The 21,063-nt window shown below is 46.3% G+C and carries 13 protein-coding genes; 7 read left to right on the forward strand and 6 right to left on the reverse strand.

What is annotated here, in order from left to right:
- Positions 1-561: 561 nt before the first annotated feature.
- Together IQ270_RS18480 and IQ270_RS18485 are read left to right on the forward strand one after the other, a co-directional pair.
- Positions 562-2,913 carry a PAS domain S-box protein gene (locus IQ270_RS18480; RefSeq protein WP_193974615.1) on the forward strand — a complete coding sequence of 784 codons (2,352 nt, stop codon included), beginning with the start codon at positions 562-564 and terminating at the stop codon, positions 2,911-2,913.
- 20 nt (positions 2,914-2,933) lie between these two features.
- Positions 2,934-4,595, forward strand: a complete 1,662-nt coding sequence (locus tag IQ270_RS18485) for a bifunctional diguanylate cyclase/phosphodiesterase (protein WP_193974616.1) — start codon at positions 2,934-2,936, stop codon at positions 4,593-4,595.
- Positions 4,596-5,028: 433 nt separating this feature from the next.
- Here IQ270_RS18485 and msrP read toward each other — a convergent pair whose 3' ends face one another.
- Positions 5,029-6,015: a protein-methionine-sulfoxide reductase catalytic subunit MsrP gene (gene msrP / locus IQ270_RS18490; RefSeq protein ID WP_193974617.1), complete on the reverse strand. Its 987-nt coding sequence runs from the start codon at positions 6,013-6,015 to the stop codon at positions 5,029-5,031.
- Positions 6,016-6,456: 441 nt separating this feature from the next.
- Here msrP and IQ270_RS18495 point away from each other — a divergent pair, with 441 nt between their 5' ends.
- From IQ270_RS18495 to IQ270_RS18510, 4 genes are all read left to right on the forward strand, one after another.
- On the forward strand, positions 6,457-8,502 hold the full coding sequence (locus tag IQ270_RS18495; protein ID WP_193974618.1) for a serine/threonine-protein kinase: 2,046 nt from the start codon (positions 6,457-6,459) through the stop codon (positions 8,500-8,502).
- 146 nt (positions 8,503-8,648) lie between these two features.
- Complete coding sequence (locus tag IQ270_RS18500) at positions 8,649-9,146, forward strand: tetratricopeptide repeat protein (RefSeq protein WP_193974619.1); 498 nt, start codon at positions 8,649-8,651, stop codon at positions 9,144-9,146.
- A 204-nt stretch (positions 9,147-9,350) separates the two neighbouring features.
- Positions 9,351-10,259, forward strand: a complete 909-nt coding sequence (locus tag IQ270_RS18505; RefSeq protein WP_193974620.1) for a hypothetical protein — start codon at positions 9,351-9,353, stop codon at positions 10,257-10,259.
- 173 nt (positions 10,260-10,432) lie between these two features.
- Positions 10,433-10,726 (forward strand): DUF3288 family protein, encoded by a 294-nt coding sequence (locus IQ270_RS18510; protein ID WP_193974621.1) that lies wholly within the window; start codon positions 10,433-10,435, stop codon positions 10,724-10,726.
- 159 nt (positions 10,727-10,885) lie between these two features.
- Here IQ270_RS18510 and IQ270_RS18515 read toward each other — a convergent pair whose 3' ends face one another.
- The 5 genes from IQ270_RS18515 to IQ270_RS18535 all read right to left on the reverse strand — a co-directional run bounded on the left by IQ270_RS18515 (position 10,886) and on the right by IQ270_RS18535 (position 19,301).
- Positions 10,886-11,155 (reverse strand): DUF2442 domain-containing protein, encoded by a 270-nt coding sequence (locus tag IQ270_RS18515; RefSeq protein WP_193974622.1) that lies wholly within the window; start codon positions 11,153-11,155, stop codon positions 10,886-10,888.
- Positions 11,118-11,372 (reverse strand): DUF4160 domain-containing protein, encoded by a 255-nt coding sequence (locus IQ270_RS18520; RefSeq protein WP_193974623.1) that lies wholly within the window; start codon positions 11,370-11,372, stop codon positions 11,118-11,120. The genes IQ270_RS18515 and IQ270_RS18520 overlap by 38 nt, the downstream gene beginning before the upstream one ends.
- 178 nt (positions 11,373-11,550) lie before the next feature.
- Entirely contained in the window at positions 11,551-14,367 is a 2,817-nt protein-coding gene (secA, locus tag IQ270_RS18525) for a preprotein translocase subunit SecA (RefSeq protein WP_193974624.1), read from the reverse strand.
- A gap of 170 nt (positions 14,368-14,537) precedes the next feature.
- Positions 14,538-18,014, reverse strand: a complete 3,477-nt coding sequence (locus tag IQ270_RS18530; RefSeq protein ID WP_193974625.1) for a HEAT repeat domain-containing protein — start codon at positions 18,012-18,014, stop codon at positions 14,538-14,540.
- Positions 18,015-18,362: 348 nt separating this feature from the next.
- Positions 18,363-19,301, reverse strand: coding sequence for a ribonuclease Z (locus tag IQ270_RS18535; RefSeq protein WP_193974626.1), 939 nt, complete (start codon positions 19,299-19,301; stop codon positions 18,363-18,365).
- A 269-nt stretch (positions 19,302-19,570) separates the two neighbouring features.
- Here IQ270_RS18535 and IQ270_RS18540 point away from each other — a divergent pair, with 269 nt between their 5' ends.
- Positions 19,571-20,743, forward strand: coding sequence for a SpoIID/LytB domain-containing protein (locus IQ270_RS18540; protein ID WP_193974627.1), 1,173 nt, complete (start codon positions 19,571-19,573; stop codon positions 20,741-20,743).
- Positions 20,744-21,063 lie beyond the last annotated feature (320 nt).

The following is a 21,063-nucleotide window of genomic DNA, read 5'->3' on the forward strand; positions in this document are numbered from 1 at the left end:
GAGAACAGCTTATTAACAAACATTTTTTGTGCTTGATTGCGAGAAAGCATCTCACCGTGGCACAAAGTATTGTGTTAACGCCTGGGGATCTGTCGTGAGCTCGTTTGCGGATATATCACCAAGCGAGCTGTTGAAGGGATCGCAGGTTCAAAGGCAAAACACAGATGCTCTCTGGGGAGCGTCTCATGGCACTTTTGTTAGCGATGGCTATATTTCCCAATTCCCGATTCCCGATTCCTGAGTGCGTGAATATACGCAAACAATATAATAACTTTATAATTATATGTATTGTGCAAGCCCTGGATTGCAAATTTTCTTTTTGCACTACTACACATGCGTAGTATAAAAGTACGGATTTGCAGCCATTGTTCAGCTAGTTGTCAATCTCTAAATAATCGCCAGACAGCATGAATGAGAAGCAATTACGGAATGGATTAAACTAGATTTAGACTATCGCACCTGGCTCGGATAAGTATCATAACGAACTGTAATATTTAACTTAAAAAGTTTATGCTTAAAAGATAGCCCGGGATTAAATATAGAGTGCATCCCAAAGTAACTATGTCACACCGCAACCAATCGATCGATCGATCGCCCAATCCCGCAGAAATGTACGACACTGCTGCGATTTTGCAGCAAAAAGCCGATCGACTAACGGTAGAATTGAGCAACACCCGCACCAGACTTCATGCCGAAATCGATCAGCTAAAACAAGAAAACGACACCCTGCACGCCGCCCTCCATAGTTCCCCGACTTTCCTGTGGGCAACCGACAAAGACGGCAGGTTAACTTTTGTATCCGGCAAAGGATTAGAAAATTTTGGACTCAAATCGCGTGCAACTGTCGGGCAGTCAATTTTTGAAGTTTACCGCAGCCAGCCAGATATCTTAGAAAATATTGCCTCGGTACTAGCAGGAAACGATCGCACTTGGAATGCCCCAGAGGGACATTTTATTCACGAAATTCGATCGGCAGCGCTGCGAGATGCAAACGGGGAAGTTGTCGGGGCTGTCGGTATTTCTACCGATATTACCGAGCGCCAAAAGTCGATCGCAAACCTCGAAACGGCCAATCAAGAATTAAAAGACAGACTTCAGCAGCAAACAGCAGTCTTGAATGCAGCAATTACCGAAAGCGAAAAAAAGTACCGCAACCTCGTAGAAACATCCCAAGAACTTATTTGGTCGATCGATATTCAAGGCATCTTGACCTTTGTCAATACCGCCGCCAAACGCATCTACGGTTACGAACCCCCAGAAATGATCGGCCGCCGCTTTACAGAATTTTTAATTCCCCAACAAAGAAACAGAAAAATAGAAATATTTGCAGAACTTTTAGCGAGAACCAGCATTCAGCCACAAACCCCAAATTCTCCTTACGAAATAGTACAAGTTCGCAAAGACGGTACTCCCGTCCATTTGCGCGTCAACAGCATCGTCAACCAAGCTGAAAACGGCGCTATTTTAGGTTTGTACGGCACCGCCACAGATATTAGCGATCGCAAGCGATCGGAACAAGCACTCCAAGAAGCCACAGACCAACTTCGCGCCGTCTTGGATGCCGTGCCCGGACTAATTTCTTGGATCAGTTCAGATTTGCGGTATATAGGAGTCAACCAGCACCTAGCAACCTCATTCAAACTATCTCCAGAAAGCTTTGTAGGTCAAGAAATCAACTTTCTTGACAAAGGCTCAACTTTTGGAGAACTGATCCGAAACTTTTTTGACAGTTCATCTCAGCAAATTTGGCAAGAAATAGATATAGAAATTAACGGCAGCATCCGCAATTATTTGATAGTAGTTCAGAAATATCATCAGGGAAATGCAGCAGTTTCGGTAGGAATAGACATTACCGACCGCAATCGCGCCGAAGCTCAAAAAACCAAATTAATCACTTCTCTTCAAGAATCTGAAGGCAAATTACGCAGCCTTTACGAAGCAACCAGCGACGCAGTAATGCTACTGGACGAACAAGCATTTGTTGACTGTAACATCGCCACCTTATCAATCTTTGGCTGCACCAATAAAGAACAATTTTATGGAAAGAAACCAAGCGAATTTTCCCCGCAATTTCAGCCTAGCGGACAAGACTCATACAGTTTAGCAGCACAGAGAATATCCACAGCAATGCAAACAGGTAGCTGTCGCTTTGACTGGGTGCACAAACGGCTAGACGGTTCAGAATTTCCCGCCGAAGTGCTGTTAAATGCAATGGAAATGAACGGGCGCAAAGTAATTCAAGGAGTAGTGCGAGACATTACAGATCGCAAGCGCGACGAAAATCGGATCAAAGCATCCCTCGCAGAAAAAGAAGTCCTCCTCAAAGAAATTCACCACCGCGTCAAAAATAACCTTCAAGTAATTTCTAGTTTGCTCAAACTTCAGTCCCGCTACATCCAAGACAGCCGGGTTAGCGCAATGTTAAAAGAAAGTCAAAACCGAGTCAGATCAATGGCCCTGGTTCACGAACAATTGTATCAATCCAAAAATTTCTCAAACATTGACTTTGCCGAATACATCCAAAATCTCGCATATAATTTATTCCAAGCTTATGAAATTTATGCAGAAGGCGTAAACTTGCAAACAAATATTGCCCCGTGTTCTATGAATATCGATACAGCAGTTCCTTGCGGATTGATTATCAACGAACTCGTGACCAATTCACTCAAGTATGCTTTTGAAGAACAAACTAAAGGTAAAATACAAATAGATTTTAGCTTAGACAATAACGGTGTTTGTGTGCTAACAGTCAGCGACAGTGGCATTGGTTTTCCTCAAGACTTAGATTATCGCAATTCCCGAACATTGGGTTTGCGACTGGTTGGCTCTTTAGTCAAGCAAATTCGGGGGGAAATAGAACTGTTAGAAACAGCAGGCACGAATTTTAAAATAACATTTGCAAAACCAAAGTAGCCATTTTCGGAGACTAAATTATGTCACACAAAAAAATTCTGATCGTTGAAGACGAAAGCATTATTGCGGAAGACATTTCCGACAGTTTAATTGCTCTGGGATACAATATTACTGGGATTGTGTATTCTGGAGAAGAAGCGATTCAATCGGCAAGAGAATTTCGACCTGATTTAGTTTTGATGGATGTTAACCTGCAAGGAGAAATCGACGGAATTACAGCAGCAGAACAAATTAGAGCGCATTTTAAAATCCCGGTAGTTTATCTGACGGCTTATGCTGACGAAAACACTTTGCGACGGGTGAATACAACCAAACCCTTCGGCTATATTGTCAAACCATTTGAGGAAAAAAACTTGCATACAACTATTCAATTAGCTCTGCACCGACATCAGCACGACTGCTTGACAAACTTGCCCAACCGATCGCTGTTGCGAGAGCAGCTAAGTCAGGTATTAGACAAGCACAAAAAATTGCCAGCAATCATTCCCGTTATGACTATCAGTTTAGATAGAATTAACAGAATTAACAGTACCTTGGGACACGATATTGGCGACTCCGTACTTTGCGAAATTGCCGATCGACTGAGCAACTGCACGGAGAAGATTAATATTGTGGCTCGTTTTGAAGCTGCTGAATTTGCAATTGTTCTCGAACCAGTTGCCAAAAAACACGATGTTGCCAATATTGCTCAAAACATTTTAGATATTGTAGCCCAACCTATGATTGTCGAAGGCACAGAACTGTATGTCACGGCGAGTATCGGCCTTTCTTTATTTCCGGGCGACAGCAGGAATGCAGACGAACTGCTGAAAAATGCTTGTACAGCTATGTATAATTCTCAGGAAAAAGGCGGAAAACAGTATCAGTTTTATACTGAAAAAGCTGCAAAGATTTCTATCAATAAGTTTGCTCAAGAAACGGGTCTGCGGAATGCTTTAAAACGCTCAGAGTTTGAACTTTACTACGAGCCACAAATAGAAATTAAAACTGGGAAAATTATTGGCGCTGAAGCTTTGGTGCGCTGGAATCATCCAGAAAGAGGCCGAGTTTCCCCTGGAGAATTCATTCCAATGGCTGAAGAAATGGGCTTGATTGCACCGCTGGGCGAATGGGTGTTAGAGACTGCTTGCAGGCAAACGAAAGCTTGGCAAACTGAGGGCTTGCCTCCGCTGCGGGTAGCGGTAAATGTGTCGGCCCGCCAGTTTGAACGGAAAAATTTGACGGAGAGAGTGAGTGAGATATTGAGAGAAACTAATCTGGATCCTAAATGTCTGGAATTAGAATTGACTGAAGGTCTGATTTTGCAAGATGAAGCGGCAGCAGCTAGAGCTTTTAAGGTGTGGAAGGATATGGGGATTAGGATAGCAATTGATGATTTTGGGACGGGGTATTCTTCTTTGAGTTATCCGAAACGCTTTGCATTTGATGCGCTCAAAATTGACAAGAGTTTTATTCGCGATATTGCGGACGATCGCCAAAATGCAGCAATTACAATAGCGATTATTCAAATGGCGCAGTCCATGAAGATGACAGTGATTGCTGAGGGGGTAGAAAATGAGCGGGAACTTGCTTTTTTGTGTTCCCACGATTGCGACGAAATTCAAGGCTATTTTTTCAGTGAGGCTTTGCCAACGGCTGAGTTTGAGGCGTTGCTCAAAAGCGATAAGTGTTGGGATTTATAGCACAATACCGTTGGGTTTCGTTCCTCAACAAATCTATGTATAGCATTTCTCAGAAAGATGAGGTGCCCTAGGGCATTGGGCTTATGGCAGACCTCACTTTATTGAGAACCTACAATCTGCATTGAAATTGCATATTTGGGGTGATGCTGAAAGCTCACCCCACAAGAGTCTAATTATTTTAGATGCAATTTAAATGCTGATTAGCTGATCTGCGGTGCAAACTCTTGAAGGGTTCGCACTGCAAATACAAAACACAGATGCTCCCCTCAATTCTTCAATAGACTTTTTGCAAAAATAGTTAGGACGATGCTCAGAGCAACGTCCCACAAAAATCTTTTTTCTTGTGGGATGACACGCGAGCATCGTCCCAAAATTTGATTAAAATGACTGAGGCAATCTTGTCTAATTCTTCAATTTTTACAGTCAGGCTGGTTTAACTGTAAAGACTCGCCACATATTCGCCATAACCGTTATAGGGCAAAGTCGGGCGAGTTTCCCAGGACCAACTGTTACCCGGGCCGACGATTCTTTCGCTGGCTTGGGACCATCTGGGGTGAGGTTTATTGGGGTTGACATTTGCTTCAAAAGCGTATTCGTTGGGGCCGATTGTATTCCAAAAAGTGGCGGGCTGTTTTTCGAGAAATTCAATTTTGACGATCGACTTTGCGCCCTTAAAACCGTACTTCCAGGGAATCACTTGCCGTAGCGGCGCACCATTTTGTTTTGGTAGCTGCCGCCCGTACAACCCTGTGGCAAAAAATGCTAAATCGTTTGCCATTTCTTCAATTCGCATACCTTCGGTGTAAGGCCAAGGATAAAATTGTGACATTAAACCGGGGCCGGGAGTAATTTTTGGGTCATAAAACGAGGTGAAGCGAACGAATTTAGCGTTAGATTGTGGTTCGACATCAGCCACGAGCAATTTCATGGGAAATCCGACCCAAGGAACTACCATTGCCCAGGCTTCTACGCAGCGAAATCGATAAACTCGTTCTTCGATGGGAAATTTTTTCTGGAGGTCATCAATATCGTAAGTGCGGGGATTTTTGACTAAACCTGCTACTTCTACTTTCCAGTTTTCTGTTGGCATAGCTTGGGCGGCTTGCCAAATAGATTTTGTGCCGCCGTATTCGTAAAAGTTGTTATATTTTGTAGCTAAGGCTTCGTCGGTAATTGCTCGATCGACTTTTGCGAAGTTGGAATTGCGGGTCAATCCCGAATATGCTTGAGTTGAGCCTTTATCCAGAGCTGTTTTTGAGCTGTCGCCGCTACTTTGACAGCCGGTCAGCGGCAGCAGCGAAGCAGTCACGCCAGCGCCAATTAAATTGGTCATGAAGCGGCGGCGGTTGAGAAATGATGTTTCTGAGGTAATTTGTGGGTCGGGAATTTCCCAAGGTTTGGAAACGCGAATTAACGGCATAAGTAGTAGTTAAAAGTTAGTAGTTCCTTGGGGGAAAGTTGCTCAAATTTCAATTTTTTAGTAGATTTGAGATTTGAGATTGATTCCACAGAATCGAGGATAGCCGAGTTTTGAGAATGCCTCGCGATTGTTTGGCTTGGCTGCGAGCACAATTATTGTATTCGCAATGAATGATAGTATAGCTTAATTCGGTACGTGCGAGTTGAGCCGAACAATGTCACAGCACGCGGGCGGTCGGTCGATTAAACCTCGATCGCAGGAAAGTCAGCAATAATTAACGCGCGCTCGGCCGCAGGAATTGTGGCTAAAATCTGGGAAACAATTATCATAAAGCAAAGATTCAAATTATTTAATTTGTCCACAGGAAGCGGCACGCACCGCCCCGCTTTCCTCCCCCACTCCTCTAATAAGTTCGGACGGGGGTCTCCAGCGGAAAGACAAATGAGTTACTGCATCAATCCCAATTGCCAGAATCCAGAAAATCTCGATCGCGCGACAGCCTGTACGAGTTGCGAGTCGAACTTGCTGCTAAAAGGGCGCTACCGAGTCTTTCACCCCCTCGGTCAAAATCTCGGTTGCCGCACCTTCTTGGCAGTCGATGAAGACCAACCAGCCGTGCCCCGCTGTGTGATTCAACAGTTTTGTGGCCAACAGCAGTCAGTCGCTGACAGTCGCGCACAGCGGGGCCGGAGATTTCGCGGCGAAGCCAGGGTCATCGACGAGTTGGGCAAACATCCGCAAATACCAAAACTGCTGGCATCTTTTGAAGTCGAAGGCTGCCAGTATTTAGTGCAAGAATACATCCCCGGTCGCAATTTAGCCGATCGACTTTCAGAAAAAGGTGTTCTTAAAGAAATTCACATTTGGTATCTGCTGAGCGAATTGTTGCCTGTGCTGCAACTCGTTCACGACAATCAACTGATTCACCGAGATATCAAACCGTCCAATATTATTCACCGCAAAAGTTCTCAAATTAGCCTAGCTGCTGCGGGAAAAGAGGATGTATGCGCGCTGCCGGAGGAGGAAGAATCGGGGCTGGTTTTAGTTGATTTCGGCACGGCAATTCCTGCAAACAGCAGACCGCTAAAAACAGAAAGAGTGACGGGTTCTGCCGAATATGCGGCTCCCGAACAAATTACAGGTCAAGCTATTTTTAGCAGCGACATTTACAGTTTGGGCGTGACTTGCATTCACTTGTTAACAGGAATGTCGCCGTTTGATTTGTTTGATATCAAAAGCGAGAGTTGGGCCTGGAGGCACTATTTGAAAGTACCGGTTTCGGCCAGACTCGGCCGCATTCTGGATAAAATGGTAGAGCGAGAAACATCAAAACGCTACCGATCGACCGAAGAAATTCTCAAAGACCTGAAATACGGCCCGACACCGATAGACGCGATAGTCAGCAAACCCAGATGGACTTTAGCTTTGTGGGGAGGAGCGGCAGTTGCGCTGATTTCAGTGGTGCTGGGTTCTCGCTTGCCATCGACAGTACCGTCGGCTTTCACTTCTTCGGAGCCTGTTTCTACAATTCCCGAAATTCGGTTCGATCCGCCCCCCATGCAGGATTTCAACCGTCAGGAATCGCAGTCAGGGCCAGCAGTACGCACTCTGGCCGATCGAGACAAAAACCCGGTGTGGGCTGTAGCAGTCGCTCCCAACGGCCGCGTCATCTTGGGCGGGAACAATGACGGCACAATTAGCCTGCTGCACAAGCGTCACGGCAAAGTGCTCAAAACTATAACAGCACATTTGGGGCCCGTGTGGTCTGTGGCTGTCAGTCCCGACGGCAGGACGATCGCCAGCGGTGGCGCTGACGGTACGATTAAATTGTGGAATTTCTATTCCGGCAAGTTAATTCGGACATTGGACGCAGACAAAGACGGCGTGTTCTCAGTGGTTTTCAGTCCCAACGGCCAAACCCTCGCCAGTGTCGGTAAGGATAATAGATTGAAACTGTGGCAAGTCGAAGGCGGCGCAGAGTTGGAAACTCTCAAGGGAATTTTTGGCGAGGTGCATTCTGTGGCTTTCAGTCCGGACAAAGATACTTTGTTTGCTGGCAAGGGCGACGGTACGATCGAGATGTGGAATTGGAAGACTGGGGAATTCCAAGCGACTCTCACGGGTCATGTCGATGCTGTTTCGGCTCTTACCGTCAGTCCGGACGGTACAATTTTGGGCAGCGGCGGCTGGGACAATACGGTGAGGATTTGGGATGTCAGGACGAATCGCGGGCCGCAGCCATCGGGCGAGGTGACTTTTACCGGTCATGCCGATCGAATTGGGTCTCTAGCTTTCAGTCCCGATGGCACGAGGCTCGCCAGCGCCGATTTGAGCGGTACTATCAAGCTGTGGGCGATGGATGGCGGGGAACAGGGGACGCTCAAAGGTCATTCGACTTGGGTGGAATTGGCTTTTAATCCTCAAGACAAAACTTTGATCAGCGGCAGTTATGACGACACGATTAAGGTGTGGCAACTGTCTCCTTGATTGTACGATGGTCAACTTAACTTAGTTATTTTGGGTAGGGAGACGGCAGTGCCGTCTCCTAATTTCGGCTACTAATAATTCCGATGCTACGGGATTTGATATGACATCAGTCCTTACCAATCCGTTGCCAAACTTGCTTCTCCCATATGATCGTAAATTCCGAGTTAGCCTCGCAGCATTTAGAAACGGGCGATCGACTGCAACAACCTGGTAAATTTGAGGAGGCGATCGCACTTAACAAGATTGCCGAAGTTTATTATGCTCAACAAAAATATGTAGAGGCGATCGGCCAGTGCTACCAAACACTTCGCCAGCAACCAAATTTTGCCCCCGCCTACAAAACCCTAGGCAATATCCTGCAAGCCCAAGGCAAAACAGATGCGGCAATGCGCGCCTACTCCAAGGCGATCGAATTCGACCCTAATTTTGTCGAAGCCTATGTTAACTTAGGCAGTATGTTTTACAAACAACAACGGCTGGATGATGCGATAATGTACTACCAAAAAGCGATCGCTATTCAACCAGGTTTAGCCGCAGCTTATTGGAATTTAGGCAAAGTATTAGAACAGCAAGGGCGAACCAATGAAGGTTTAATTTATCAACAAAAAGCTCTCAAATTACAGCCGGAGTTAGAAGCAATTTAGATCCGTGGGGGTAGGCACCGGGACACTACCCCTACATATAGCAATCCTCGCATCATTTGTATAATTTATTAGCGAAGCTATTCCAAACGTAAAGATCCCGCTGGGGGTAGGCACGGGGGCACTACCCCTACATATTTGTATAACTGATGTGAAAATTGCTACATTCAGAATAATCCAATCAATAACAATGCAAGCTGGAGCGAAATGACAATAAACCAGAATCCGCTCGAATTCCTAACTGCTAAAGTAGAAGAAACTGTTGCCGATACCCAAAACTTAGGCAACCAAATTGCGGCTAAAGTTGAGGAAAGTGCAACTTTATTAACCGCGTGGGTACAGTCAGCGCCAAGTTCAATAGTTAGTGCCGGGGCGATCGCCAGTCAAGAAGCTTTTAAAATAGCACACAACATCCGTTTTGAGAACCTGCCAACAAACCTGCAATGGAAATTTGCGAGGGCTGGGGTGCGTGACGGCATCCGAAACGTTCAGGAAGCAGCAAAAGTATTTGAATCCATACCCGCCCAAATTCGCGCCCAAGGCCCCGAAGCAATTCGCAACTTCTGTCAAGATAAAGATTGGAGTCACATCCAAGCACGCGTGAATGGAGGCGGAAACGAAGCTGCTAACGGGATTTTTGAACATTTTTGGGTGAATCGGGCTCGCGGCGGTAAAGACATGACTGTGGCCGAATTAGCCGTCGCCAAGCAAGTTTTAGCAGATGCAGCGTTTAAAGCAGCAGTTTCCGAAATCGTTGGGGCTGCAATGAAAGGGGCGATCGCAGCAGCAGTAATTGAGTTAATATTTTCGATCTTAGAAAATTCGCTATTGTGCGTTGAAGGCAAAATTACCCAGTCAGAGTTAGTCGAACAAGTCGCTACCGCCACCGCCAAAGCTGGCATTGCTGGCGGTGCAATTACCGCGATTCTCTTAACACTCTGCATGATATTTCCCCCGATTGCCGCGCTTTTAGGTGCCGCTGCGATGCCCTTGGCGGTTGCAGGTGTTGGTTTTATGGGAATTCGCGGCTGGGAAATTTTTTGTCAGGGCGATCGCCTATTTGGTATAACTGAACAAGCACAAAAATTTCTGGGAATGACTGAAGCGACAACTTAAAGAGTTGACAGTTGACAGTTGACAGTTGACAGTTGACAGTTGTGATACCCGAATCAAACCGTTGATGAAGCCCGGATTTAAGACTCAATTCATGATAGTTATTTATGTCCCCGCTTTTGGGTGGCGGTTGCTTCTAGCAACATTTTCAGATGATTGGGAAAACATAAAATAGTATGGATTCAGCAGCAAAAAATCAAGATCAGCAGCATCCGCAATACAAGCGCGATCGCACTACAGTCGATACTTTATTAGCCGGAGAAACAACCGACCACAATTTATCAGAATTAGCAAGATTAATAATTAGGTATCGAGGCTTTCCCGGCGCTAGAGATATCCAATCAGACTTAAAAAAAGTCCTGCACAAATGGAATCATACCGAAGAAAGTCTTTACGAACAAACTCGTAAAATTCACGCCCAAGGTGAGGTTTACAGGAAACAAAAAAGCGATCGAGAAGATTGGGCTTAATACCAAAGCTTAGGAATGATAATTAAATAACTTACAACTTGATGGTTATTGTGGGATGGGCGGGAGAGCCCGTCCTTTCTGCACGGGCGGGACGCCCGTCCCACAAACTTGTCTAAATTATTTAATTCGCGCCCCTTAGAAGTGAAGTAGCGATCGCAATTAATGAATGATTTTAGGCCTCGGAGCCGGTGCGCCTCGCAGCATTCCTTCTGTACTGAGGTCTTCATCAATTTCTTCCCAGTGAATGCCATAGCCTCCGCCACATACTTCCCATTTTTCCCTTTGATCTGGCGTTGCATTAAACAATCTTGGATACCAAATTAAAGGGACGGTAATGATTCGTCCATCCATCAAATCAACACTAATGGTTTCTTCTGTAAAATGAATGTGCTTAACTCTCTCGTCCGCTCGAATCGCCAAAATACCCATACCAAGCCTCCAATAGCGTTTGTTGATTTTCTTGTACTACCAACTGTATTTTACGAAGTTCTTTAGCACTAAAACCAAGGTTGTTTCCCAAGCTGACTGGCTCCAACCAAAATTTAACCGATGATTTGTCTCTATCAATATGAACATGAGGTGGTTCATTTGGTTCATGGCTGTAAAAGTAAAGTCGATAAGGGCCTATTCGTAAAATAGTTGGCATAGTTCGAGGTCATACAATACTTCAATGGGAATCTCTGTATTTTTTTATAATTCAACCAGTATCCAGGCAGAGTACCATTTTCAAGAACGGGCTCTCCGGCCGATTCCACAACAATAAAACTCAGTTTTGTGGAACGGGCTCTCCGGCCCGTTCCAAACACGTTAAGAGTCAACTATCTTCAAACCATCTCAGCCGAAACAGGCATTGCAGGCTGCGGCTGGAACTGGAACAGCGAATAAACCACGTTGCGGCGGATATCCGTCATCATGTCCAAAAACAGCTCGTAACCTTCAGTTTTGTACTCGATTAGCGGGTCTTTCTGCCCGTAACCGCGCAACCCGACAGACTCGCGCAAAGCATCCATTTGCTGCAAGTGTTCCCGCCACAAAGTATCAATTTGCTGCAAAATAAAGAACCGCTCTGCATCTCGCATCAATTCCGCTCGGATGGCATTAACTTCCGCTTCTTTCATGTCGTAAGCATTGCGGACTTGTTCGTGGAGGAAAGTTTTAATTTCTTCAACTGACAAATCATCTAATTGATCCGCCGTCATGTCAGCTAATAAATAAACAAATTCCTTCACCTTACTGACAAGTTTTTCCAGTTCCCATTCTTCTGAAGGTAAATCGGGATTGATGTATGCTCCCACGATGTCGTCCATCGTTTGTTCTGCATATTTAATTACCTGTTCCTTCGAGTCCAAACCTTCCAATACCCGACGGCGTTCCGCATAGATTGCTCGACGCTGATTGTTCATTACTTCGTCGTATTCAAATACCTGCTTGCGGATGTCGTAATAGTAGGTTTCGACTTTTTTCTGAGCGCCTTCGAGGGAACGAGTCAGCATTCCAGATTCGATCGGCATATCTTCCTCAACACCGAAAGCCTTCATCAAACCCGCCACCCGTTCGCCACCGAAAATTCTCAGCAAATTGTCTTCCAAACTCAAGAAAAACCGCGTAGAACCAGGGTCTCCTTGCCGTCCCGCCCGGCCCCGCAACTGATTGTCAATGCGGCGCGATTCGTGGCGCTCGGTACCGATGACGTGGAGGCCTCCTAACTGCACAACTTCATCGTGTTCGCTGCTGGTAAAAGCATCGTACTCGCTGCGAGTTACATTGTAAGCTTCCCGCAATTTTTGAATTACGATGTCTTTGGTAGGGGCTTTTTCCGAGGCTACAGCCACAATGTCATCGGCTTTCAATTCCGAGAGCGATCGCTCCCCGTACTCCTTCACCGCCAATTCCACCGACGCCTTGAGCAGTTGCTCAGCATTTTTCGATAGCTGCGTGGGGAAAATCTGCGCCGAAGCTTTCCAAGACTTGGTTTTTTTGGCAGTTTCACCAAAACCTCGAGCTGCGGGGCGGCCGCCAATACCGGGAACTTGCACCAGCGAAAACCCTTCTTCATCCTCCGGTTGCACGATCCGGGGCATCAAATACTCGCGCAACTTGAGCCGGCCCATGTATTCAGAATTACCGCCCAAAATAATATCAGTACCGCGTCCGGCCATGTTGGTGGCGATCGTCACAGCACCTTTGCGTCCGGCTTGAGCGATAATTTCCGACTCCCGTTCCACATTTTCCGGTTTCGCGTTGAGCAAATTGTGAGGAATTTTGAGTTCCAGCAGCAGCCGCGACAGCAACTCGGATTTTTCCACGCTGGTAGTGCCCACCAGCACCGGGCGACCGAGTTCGTGCATTTCGGCACATTCTTGGGCGATCGCCTTCCACTTTCCAGCCTCCGCCTTGTAAACCATATCCGAAAGGTCAGTCCGGCTCGTAACTCGGTTAGTCGGAATCAGCGTCACTTCCAGATTGTAAATCTTCTCAAACTCGGTTTCTTCAGTTTTCGCCGTCCCAGTCATCCCCGACAGTTTCGGATACAGCAAAAAGAAATTTTGATAAGTAATAGTCGCCAGCGTCTGAGTTTCCGGCTGAATTTCCGCGTGTTCTTTCGCTTCGATCGCCTGGTGCAAACCGTCGCTCCAGCGCCTTCCCGGCATCACCCGGCCGGTAAACTCATCGACAATCACCACTTCGCGATCGGCATTAACAATGTAGTTAATATCCTTAATAAACAATTCCTTCGCCTTGATCGCATTAAAAATGTAATGCGCCCAAGGGTCAGCCGGGTCGTACAAATCCGTAACGCCCAACAAATTCTCAGATTCACCAAACCCTTCATCGGTCAACAGCACATTCCGCGCCTTTTCGTCAACCTCGTAATGTTCCTCATTTTCCTTTCTTAGGGAAGCCGCAACTTCAGCCGCCCGGATGTACTTCTCGCTGGGGCGTTCCACCTGACCAGAAATAATCAAAGGTGTGCGGGCTTCATCAATCAGCACCGAGTCAACCTCGTCAATCACGCAGAAATTAAAAGGACGCTGGACTACATCTTCCATGACAGTAGCCATGTTGTCCCGCAAATAATCAAAACCCACCTCGCTGTTTGTCGCGTAGGTAATATCGCAGTTATAATTTTTCTTGCGTTCCACCTGATCCATGCCCTGCTGGATCAGCCCCACAGTCAGTCCCAGGAAGCGGTGCACTTGCCCCATCCATTCCGCGTCCCGCCGTGCGAGATAATCGTTGACGGTGATGATGTGTACGCCTTTACCGTTGAGGGCGTTGAGGTAAGCCGGCAGCGTGGCCACGAGAGTTTTGCCTTCACCGGTTTTCATTTCGGCAATTTGGCCTTTGTGGAGGATGATGCCGCCGAGGAGTTGGACATCAAAGTGGCGCATTCCCAAAACTCGCTGACCGGCTTCTCGCACCACTGCAAAAGCTTCTGGCAAGATTTCGTCTAGGATTTCTTTCTCTTCGTTGAGAGATTTAGCTTTTGCCAGACGTTCTTGAAATTCCGCTGTTTTGCCTTTCAGGTCGTCGTCTGAGAGGGTGCGGAAGTCTTCTTCCAATATATTGATATCAGCTACCCAAGGCTGAAATTTTCTCAGTTTGCGCGCGTTGGGATCGCCTAGCAGATTTTTAAACATGGCAACAGAGGCAGATTTTTAATAATTTAGCTATTAGGTTTCAGGGTTACGGGCTGTAGTGTGACCCACAGAGTTTACCTTTCCCGATTGTAGCAACCATTGGCTCTGCTAAGCGGTCGAAGGCGTCTTTGGGGGCGATCGACCGATTTGCGATTCCCGAATCAATTTCCCTAACTCGCCGCCAAATCCCACAACACATCAATACCTGAACCGACGTATGGTGTATCTTGTGTATCTTGAGGGCGATCGATCCATTGCACCACAGCAGGCAAAACGTCACTAGATTTTAGGCCCAACTTACCCAAGGCAAATGCTGCCTGACGACGTACCCAGTCCTCCCCATCTTCGAGACGTAACAGCAGGGCACTGATGACGGCTTCTGAAGTATTTCCTAAGTTACCCAAAGCTTGTACTGCCGAGCTACGTACCCACTCATGCTCATGTTCGAGAGATAGGAGCAGGGCACTGATGACGGCTTCTGAAGTATTTCCTAAGTTACCCAAAGCTTCAGAAGCCATCATACGCATCCTGTCCTCTCCATCTTCGAGAGATAGGAGCAGGGCACTGATGACGGCTTCTGAAGTATTTCCTAAGTTGCCCAAAGCTTGTGCTGCCATCATACGCACCCTGTCCTCTCCATCTTGGAGAGATAGGAGTAGGGCACTGATGACGGCTTCTGAAGTATTTCCTAAGTTGCCCAAAGCTTGTGCTGCCATCATACGCACCGACTTATGGCCATCTGCGAGATGTAGTAGCACGGCGTTGATGACAGTTTCTGAAGCATTTCCCAAATTAATCAAGGCATAGACAGCCGACCTACGGATATCCTCATCTCCATCTTCGAGAGATTGAAGCAGGGCACTGATAACGGATTCTGAAGTATTTCCCAAGTTGCCCAAAGCTTGTACTGCTTTACAACGGACTAACTTATCGCCATCTTGGAGAGATTGAAGCAGGGTACTGATAACGGTTTCTGAAGCATTTCCCAAGTTACCCAAAGCTTGTGCAGCCATCACACGCACCGACTTATCTCCATCTTCGAGACGTAGTAGCAGGGCGCTGACGAGGGCTTCTGAAACATGTCCAAACCTGCTCAGCCCTCGTACTGCAAAGAAATGTACTGAGTGTTCCGCATCTTGAAGACTTAACAGCAGGGAGTTGATGACGATTTCTGAAGCATTTCCCAATCTACCCAAGGCTCGTGCTGCCTCATGGCGCACCATCTGCTTCTCATCTTGAAGGCATAACACCAAGAAACCGATCACAGTTTCTGAAGCATTTCCTAACCCGCCGAGGGCTTGTACTACCTCACGACGCACCATAGAATCTTCATCTTTAAGACGTAGTAGAAGGGCGCTGATTACTATTTCTGAAGCATTTCCCAACCTGCCCAAGGCTTGTGCTGCCGACATACGCACATCCTCATCACCATTTTCGAGACGTAGCAACAGGGCACTGATGGCTGCTTCTTTTTCACCTAATTCTGCTTGATATCTCCACAAGCGATTTTCATCAACACCCCTTGCTTTCAAAAGTTGCAAAGTTTGCGCCTCAAACTCAGTCTCATTCATACTGCAAAGGATTTGCAAAACCTGAGAGCGAACTCTGTCACCAACCAGTGCTTCACCCCTTACCTCCAACTCAACCAACTTCTCCAAAATCTCCACAGTCAGACTAGAATCTACCACCTTTAACTCTTTAATATTTTCAGCAAGGCAACTGCCAGCAAAAAACAAATCGCGGTGCAACCATTCCTCATACTCGCTATTCGCCGCCAAAATTGCCCGGATCGCTTTCGCCGCTTTCTTCGGTTTTTGTTGAGCAATCAACAACAGCAACACTTCCCGCCAGTGAGGATCGTGCAAATGCTCACGAATATGATTCAAAATAATTTCAAAATCACCATCATCATCTGCCTGATACGCAATTTCTTGAGCGCACAAATATTCTTGAAAAGTCTTGTGGACAAAAGCGTACAAATCTTGTCCTTGTTCGTTGAGCAATCCCGTCCGCTGTTGAATAAAATCCACAAAGCGTCTAGCTTCCTCTCTTGCCTGGAACCGTTCAACCAGTTTTTTGGTTTTAATATTCTGAGTTAACTGCTCGAACAAATCATCCTTAGCAATCAGCGTTCCGCCTTCAGGATTATCCGTACTACCCTGAGTATGAATCCAATAGGCGAGAATTTCCATCAGCCGCCGTAAGTCGTCTTCATCTAAACATTTGAAGGACGATTGCTCAGTTATTTTTTTGTTGGCATCCCAACACTTTAACAGTGTCTCCACAGCCTTTTCATAAAGTTTGTGACGCGCCCTCGGCAGTACCGCTTGATAGCGATGAATCAAAGCAATAATTGTCAGCAACAGCGGATTTCTAGCCAATAATTTAATTCTGTCATTTTCATTCAGAGCTTTTTTAATACTTTCTTTACGGCGTTGAGCTTCCGCCGGATCTCGAACGCGGCTGTCATACCAGTGATCGATAAACTCATCGACTTTAGCATTATCAAGCAGTTGTAACTGATAGTGTTCAAACTCCGAACTATTAAAAAAATCGCGTTTGTAACCAGCAGGGCGAGAAGTAATAATTGCCAGATTTTGATGGTACTGCCCCAAAAAATTCTCAATTTGCTGCACTACGGCGTAGCGCTTGGATTCTTCCACAACTTCATCCAATCCATCCAACAAAATCATCGCCCTACCGTCAGCCAGCCAATATTCAAAAAAGCCTTCGGGCAGCCGTTTCACCGACATAGTTTTCTCGGCAAACTGGCGGGCATAGTCGAGGAGACTGATATCTGAAAGCCTAGCAAAGTCGCGAATTTTAATCAAAATCGGCAAGCAATCTCTCTCAGCATCCCAGCCGAGTTTTTCGGGATAATTCTGAGCCAACATCACCGCAAAAAAACTCAGTAAAGTTGTTTTACCAGAACCGGGTGCGCCCAGTAGTACAAATTTATGCGATCGATTTTGATTCAACAATTGTGAGGCTAAAAACTTTCTACCGGAGCGACTTTCTCGCTGCAATAGTTGCAGATTTTTGCCTGCCTCTAATTCTTCGATATCCAAGCGTACAAGAGTATTTACGTCTTCCAAGACATCGGGCATCACAAAAATCTGAGCCAATTTTTCCGATTTCTCGATTTCCTGACCTTCGACGGCAATGCCAGCAAATTTAACATCATCAAACCAGTTAGCGACTTGCTTAAAGTAGTCGGCTTTGGCAACCTGAAAACTCAAATAACAATTTGTTTTCTCGAAATAGGTTCTCGCAAAAACATCCAGCCAATCACGCACTTTTTCTGGTATGAATCTGTCTTGAATTCTTTTGTTTTCTGCGACTGTCGCATTAAAAGCTGCAACTAACAACTCAACTTGAGGCGTTCCTTGATTGTTGAAAGGTTTCAGGAGTTCTGGAAGTGCGGCGCCGATAAAGAATTTTTTTTCTATAAAATTTTCGACTAAGCCTTGTTCGCAAGGATAGAATAATTCATGGGTTTTATTGGCAGTTTTAATGCCACAAGTCCAAGCTTTTTCAAAATCGCTAGGATTGAATTTTTTTATGGCTTCTTTGAATCCTATTTCTGCAAGTTTAGGCCCGATTGCTTGTGCTAGTTTTAAGCCTAATGTGCCAATTTCAATTATCATGGTAATTTTAAATATTTGTATGTGCGGGTAAACTCTGCCATCTCAACTACAAAAACCGTAGTGCGTCGCATCAAATAATCTGAAAAAAGACCAACAATCTCGCGGCGACGCACCTTACACGGGAACTCGTAATATTGTGTGTACCACATATACATAAAATATGCTGTATATTCAGTGACCTGAGATTTTGAAAGGTGCGTCGCTATGAGATTGTCGATCTTTTCGAGAATTTTTGATGGCGACGCACCCTACAGATTAACTTAAGGGGGGGACAAGATTCTTCTCAAAGTCCCCCTTCTTAAGGGGGATGCGAGGGGGATCGAGACTCAAATAAAAACGAATTAAACCCTAGTCTTCAACAGGCCTGGGCACTTCGTAAGTCAAAAAGTCATAGGCCATTTTTGTATTCGGAAAAATTGCCTGGGCTTCTTTAAGTAAGTCATCTAGGACGATCGCATTTCCCGGAGCATAGCGCGGGCTAAAATGCGTCATAATCAACTGTTTCGCCCCAGCGAGCAAAGCAACTTGAGCCGCCATTGTTGAGGTTGAATGCAGGCGATCGAAGGCCATTTGAGCATCTTGATGGGCAAAAGTCGCTTCGTGTACCAACAAATCGGCATCCTTCGCCAAGTCCACCGCGCTGTCACAAAAAACCGTGTCCGTACAGTACACAAACTTGCGCCCGACTTGATCCGGGCCGCAAAAATCACTACCTTTAAACTCTCGCCCATCCGATAATTTTACGGTCTTTCCTTGTTTTAATTCGCCGTAAATTGGCCCGGAAGGAATACCGACAGCCTTCGCTTTTTCGACATCGAAATGTCCGGGACGGTTTTTCTCAGTTACTCGATAACCAAAAGCAGTAACTCGGTGTTTTAAAGGAGCGCAACTCACAATATATTCGTCATTTTCATAAACAACTCCCTCGTGACTTTTGTGCACCTTCACCGGGTAAGAAAAATGAGTTTGAGAATAGCGAACGCCAGCTTGCAAATATTCTTCAAGTCCCGGAGGCCCGTAAAGATCGATGCGCTTGACATTCCCCGCTAAACCGCAGCTAGCCAGCAAACCCATTAACCCGAAAATGTGGTCGCCGTGCAGGTGAGTGATGAAAATACGGCTCAGTTGGCTGACTTTGAGGTCGCTGCGGAGAAATTGGTGCTGAGTTCCTTCGCCGCAGTCAAACAGCCAGAGTTCGGCTCGCTGGGGCAAGCGCAGGGCGATGCTGGAAACGTTGCGCGATCGCGTGGGTACGCCTGAGCTAGTTCCGAGAAATGTAATCTGCAAGAGTTAAATCACCTCAATTAAGTCTTAAAAAATATGTTACATATATCCAGAGTGCGACAAATCCGACATATAAGAAATAGTCGCAGGCAGGAACCGGGATAAATCGCTGTTCCTGCGAACATCTAGTCGCTCAAATCATTTTTGCCCAGCGCACAGAGCGATCGACTCAATTCTAACGTTTTGTTTCTTCCGTTCCGCTTCCTTTTTCCCTTTCTTTCCCTTCCCTTAAAAATTCTTAAACTCGTACAGCACAGGAGGAACTTTTTCAGATGCAGCCAGGAGTGTTATTTGCTTCCTTTCTTTCGACATTAACAAAACGCTACTTTTGGATTAGTCTGTTGTTTTGGCTGGTAATGGTAGCCCCAGCACAGGCGGCGCTGATCTTGCGAGTTGGGGTACAAGACGGCGCAAGTCAGATCAAAGTCGGCAGTTCTACTAAGGCTGCAATCCGCGACGGTAGCGGGCGCAATTTGGGGGAACTGTCCGCCAACAGTTCTGGATCGGCTCAATTTCGATCGGGCAAAGTGGCGATCGGGCGCTGGGCCGCCAATCAAATTTGGATCGAGCCGACCGGGAACGGGTATGTTTGGATTGGCGATCGGTGGTATCGCGGACGCACGCTTGTAGTTCCCGAAAAAGGAGCATTGACAGCAGTCAACTACGTCGATATCGAACAGTATCTCTACAGCGTTCTCGGTGCCGAAATGAGCGGCAATTGGCCTCTGGAGGCCTTAAAAGCCCAAGCAGTCGCCGCCCGTTCCTACGCTATCCACAACCGCCTCAAAAGTGAAACCGAGCTTTACGATGTGGACAACACTCAGTCCTCGCAGGTTTACAAAGGACTCCAAACAGAATCTTCGGGCACTTATGCCGCAGTCGATGCCACCGCAGGTCAAGTTCTCACCTACAACGGTCAGATTATTTTAGCCGTTTTCCACTCCGCATCTGGCGGACATACCGAAAATGTCGAGGATGTTTGGACCCAACCCCTGCCTTACCTGCGCGGTGTTCCTGACTTCGACCAAGGCGCGCCGGTTTACCAGTGGAAAGAAACTTTTTCCCGCGCTCAAATCAGCAGCAAGATTTCTGGTGTGGGTAATGTAATCTCGATGAAGCCAGAACGTACTACCGCTTACGGCAGCGTTTTGTCCATGAAAGTAGTCGGAGATGGCGGTTCTAGGGTGATGACTGGCGCGGATTTGCGTCGGGTTCTGAGTTTGAGGAGCACGCGGTTTACCGTGATTCCTCAGTATGCAGGCGGGAGCGCCAGGAACAGCGGCCAAGCTCCTACGGGTTTTCAAGTTGCTGGCAAAGGTTTCGGTCACGCTGTAGGCATGAGTCAGTGGGGAGCTTACAATTTGGCCAGGCAGGGATACGGCTACCAGCAGATTTTGTTGCACTATTACCGGGGCGCTGCTTTGGCTAGAATTGCTGTTCAGTAGTTGGTAATGGGGCATGGGGATGGCGCATGGGGCATTGGTAAGAAATAACAAATAACCAATAACGAGTAATAACTAATAACGAACCAACTGTCCACTGTCCACTGCCAACTGCCAACTGTCCACTGCCAACTGACTACTGACTAACTAAATTAAGGATTGCTATGCAAAAGTGGGAGTATTTATTTGTGGATGCGAATATGTATCCTTTTGGAAATAAGCTAATTAGTTTATATGTAAATGGTGAGGAGCTGCGAGATTGGAAACAAGGCTCGCTGCATTTATTTGTCAATCAGTTGGGGGAGGATGGGTGGGAACTTGTG

Source organism: Microcoleus sp. LEGE 07076 (assembly GCF_015207455.1).
Taxonomy (GTDB): Bacteria; Cyanobacteriota; Cyanobacteriia; order Cyanobacteriales; family Microcoleaceae; genus Microcoleus.

What these genes read in the sequence shown, in the direction of transcription:
- msrP (WP_193974617.1), bottom strand. Translation starts at nt 6,015, where the DNA reads ATGCCGTTAATTCGCGTTTCCAAACCTTGGGAAATTCCCGACCCACAA.
- IQ270_RS18485 (WP_193974616.1), top strand. Translation starts at nt 2,934, where the DNA reads ATGTCACACAAAAAAATTCTGATCGTTGAAGACGAAAGCATTATTGCG.
- IQ270_RS18515 (WP_193974622.1), bottom strand. Translation starts at nt 11,155, where the DNA reads ATGGGTATTTTGGCGATTCGAGCGGACGAGAGAGTTAAGCACATTCAT.
- IQ270_RS18480 (WP_193974615.1), top strand. Translation starts at nt 562, where the DNA reads ATGTCACACCGCAACCAATCGATCGATCGATCGCCCAATCCCGCAGAA.
- IQ270_RS18540 (WP_193974627.1), top strand. Translation starts at nt 19,571, where the DNA reads ATGCAGCCAGGAGTGTTATTTGCTTCCTTTCTTTCGACATTAACAAAA.
- IQ270_RS18500 (WP_193974619.1), top strand. Translation starts at nt 8,649, where the DNA reads ATGATCGTAAATTCCGAGTTAGCCTCGCAGCATTTAGAAACGGGCGAT.
- IQ270_RS18530 (WP_193974625.1), bottom strand. Translation starts at nt 18,014, where the DNA reads ATGATAATTGAAATTGGCACATTAGGCTTAAAACTAGCACAAGCAATC.
- IQ270_RS18520 (WP_193974623.1), bottom strand. Translation starts at nt 11,372, where the DNA reads ATGCCAACTATTTTACGAATAGGCCCTTATCGACTTTACTTTTACAGC.
- IQ270_RS18495 (WP_193974618.1), top strand. Translation starts at nt 6,457, where the DNA reads ATGAGTTACTGCATCAATCCCAATTGCCAGAATCCAGAAAATCTCGAT.
- IQ270_RS18505 (WP_193974620.1), top strand. Translation starts at nt 9,351, where the DNA reads ATGACAATAAACCAGAATCCGCTCGAATTCCTAACTGCTAAAGTAGAA.
- IQ270_RS18510 (WP_193974621.1), top strand. Translation starts at nt 10,433, where the DNA reads ATGGATTCAGCAGCAAAAAATCAAGATCAGCAGCATCCGCAATACAAG.
- secA (WP_193974624.1), bottom strand. Translation starts at nt 14,367, where the DNA reads ATGTTTAAAAATCTGCTAGGCGATCCCAACGCGCGCAAACTGAGAAAA.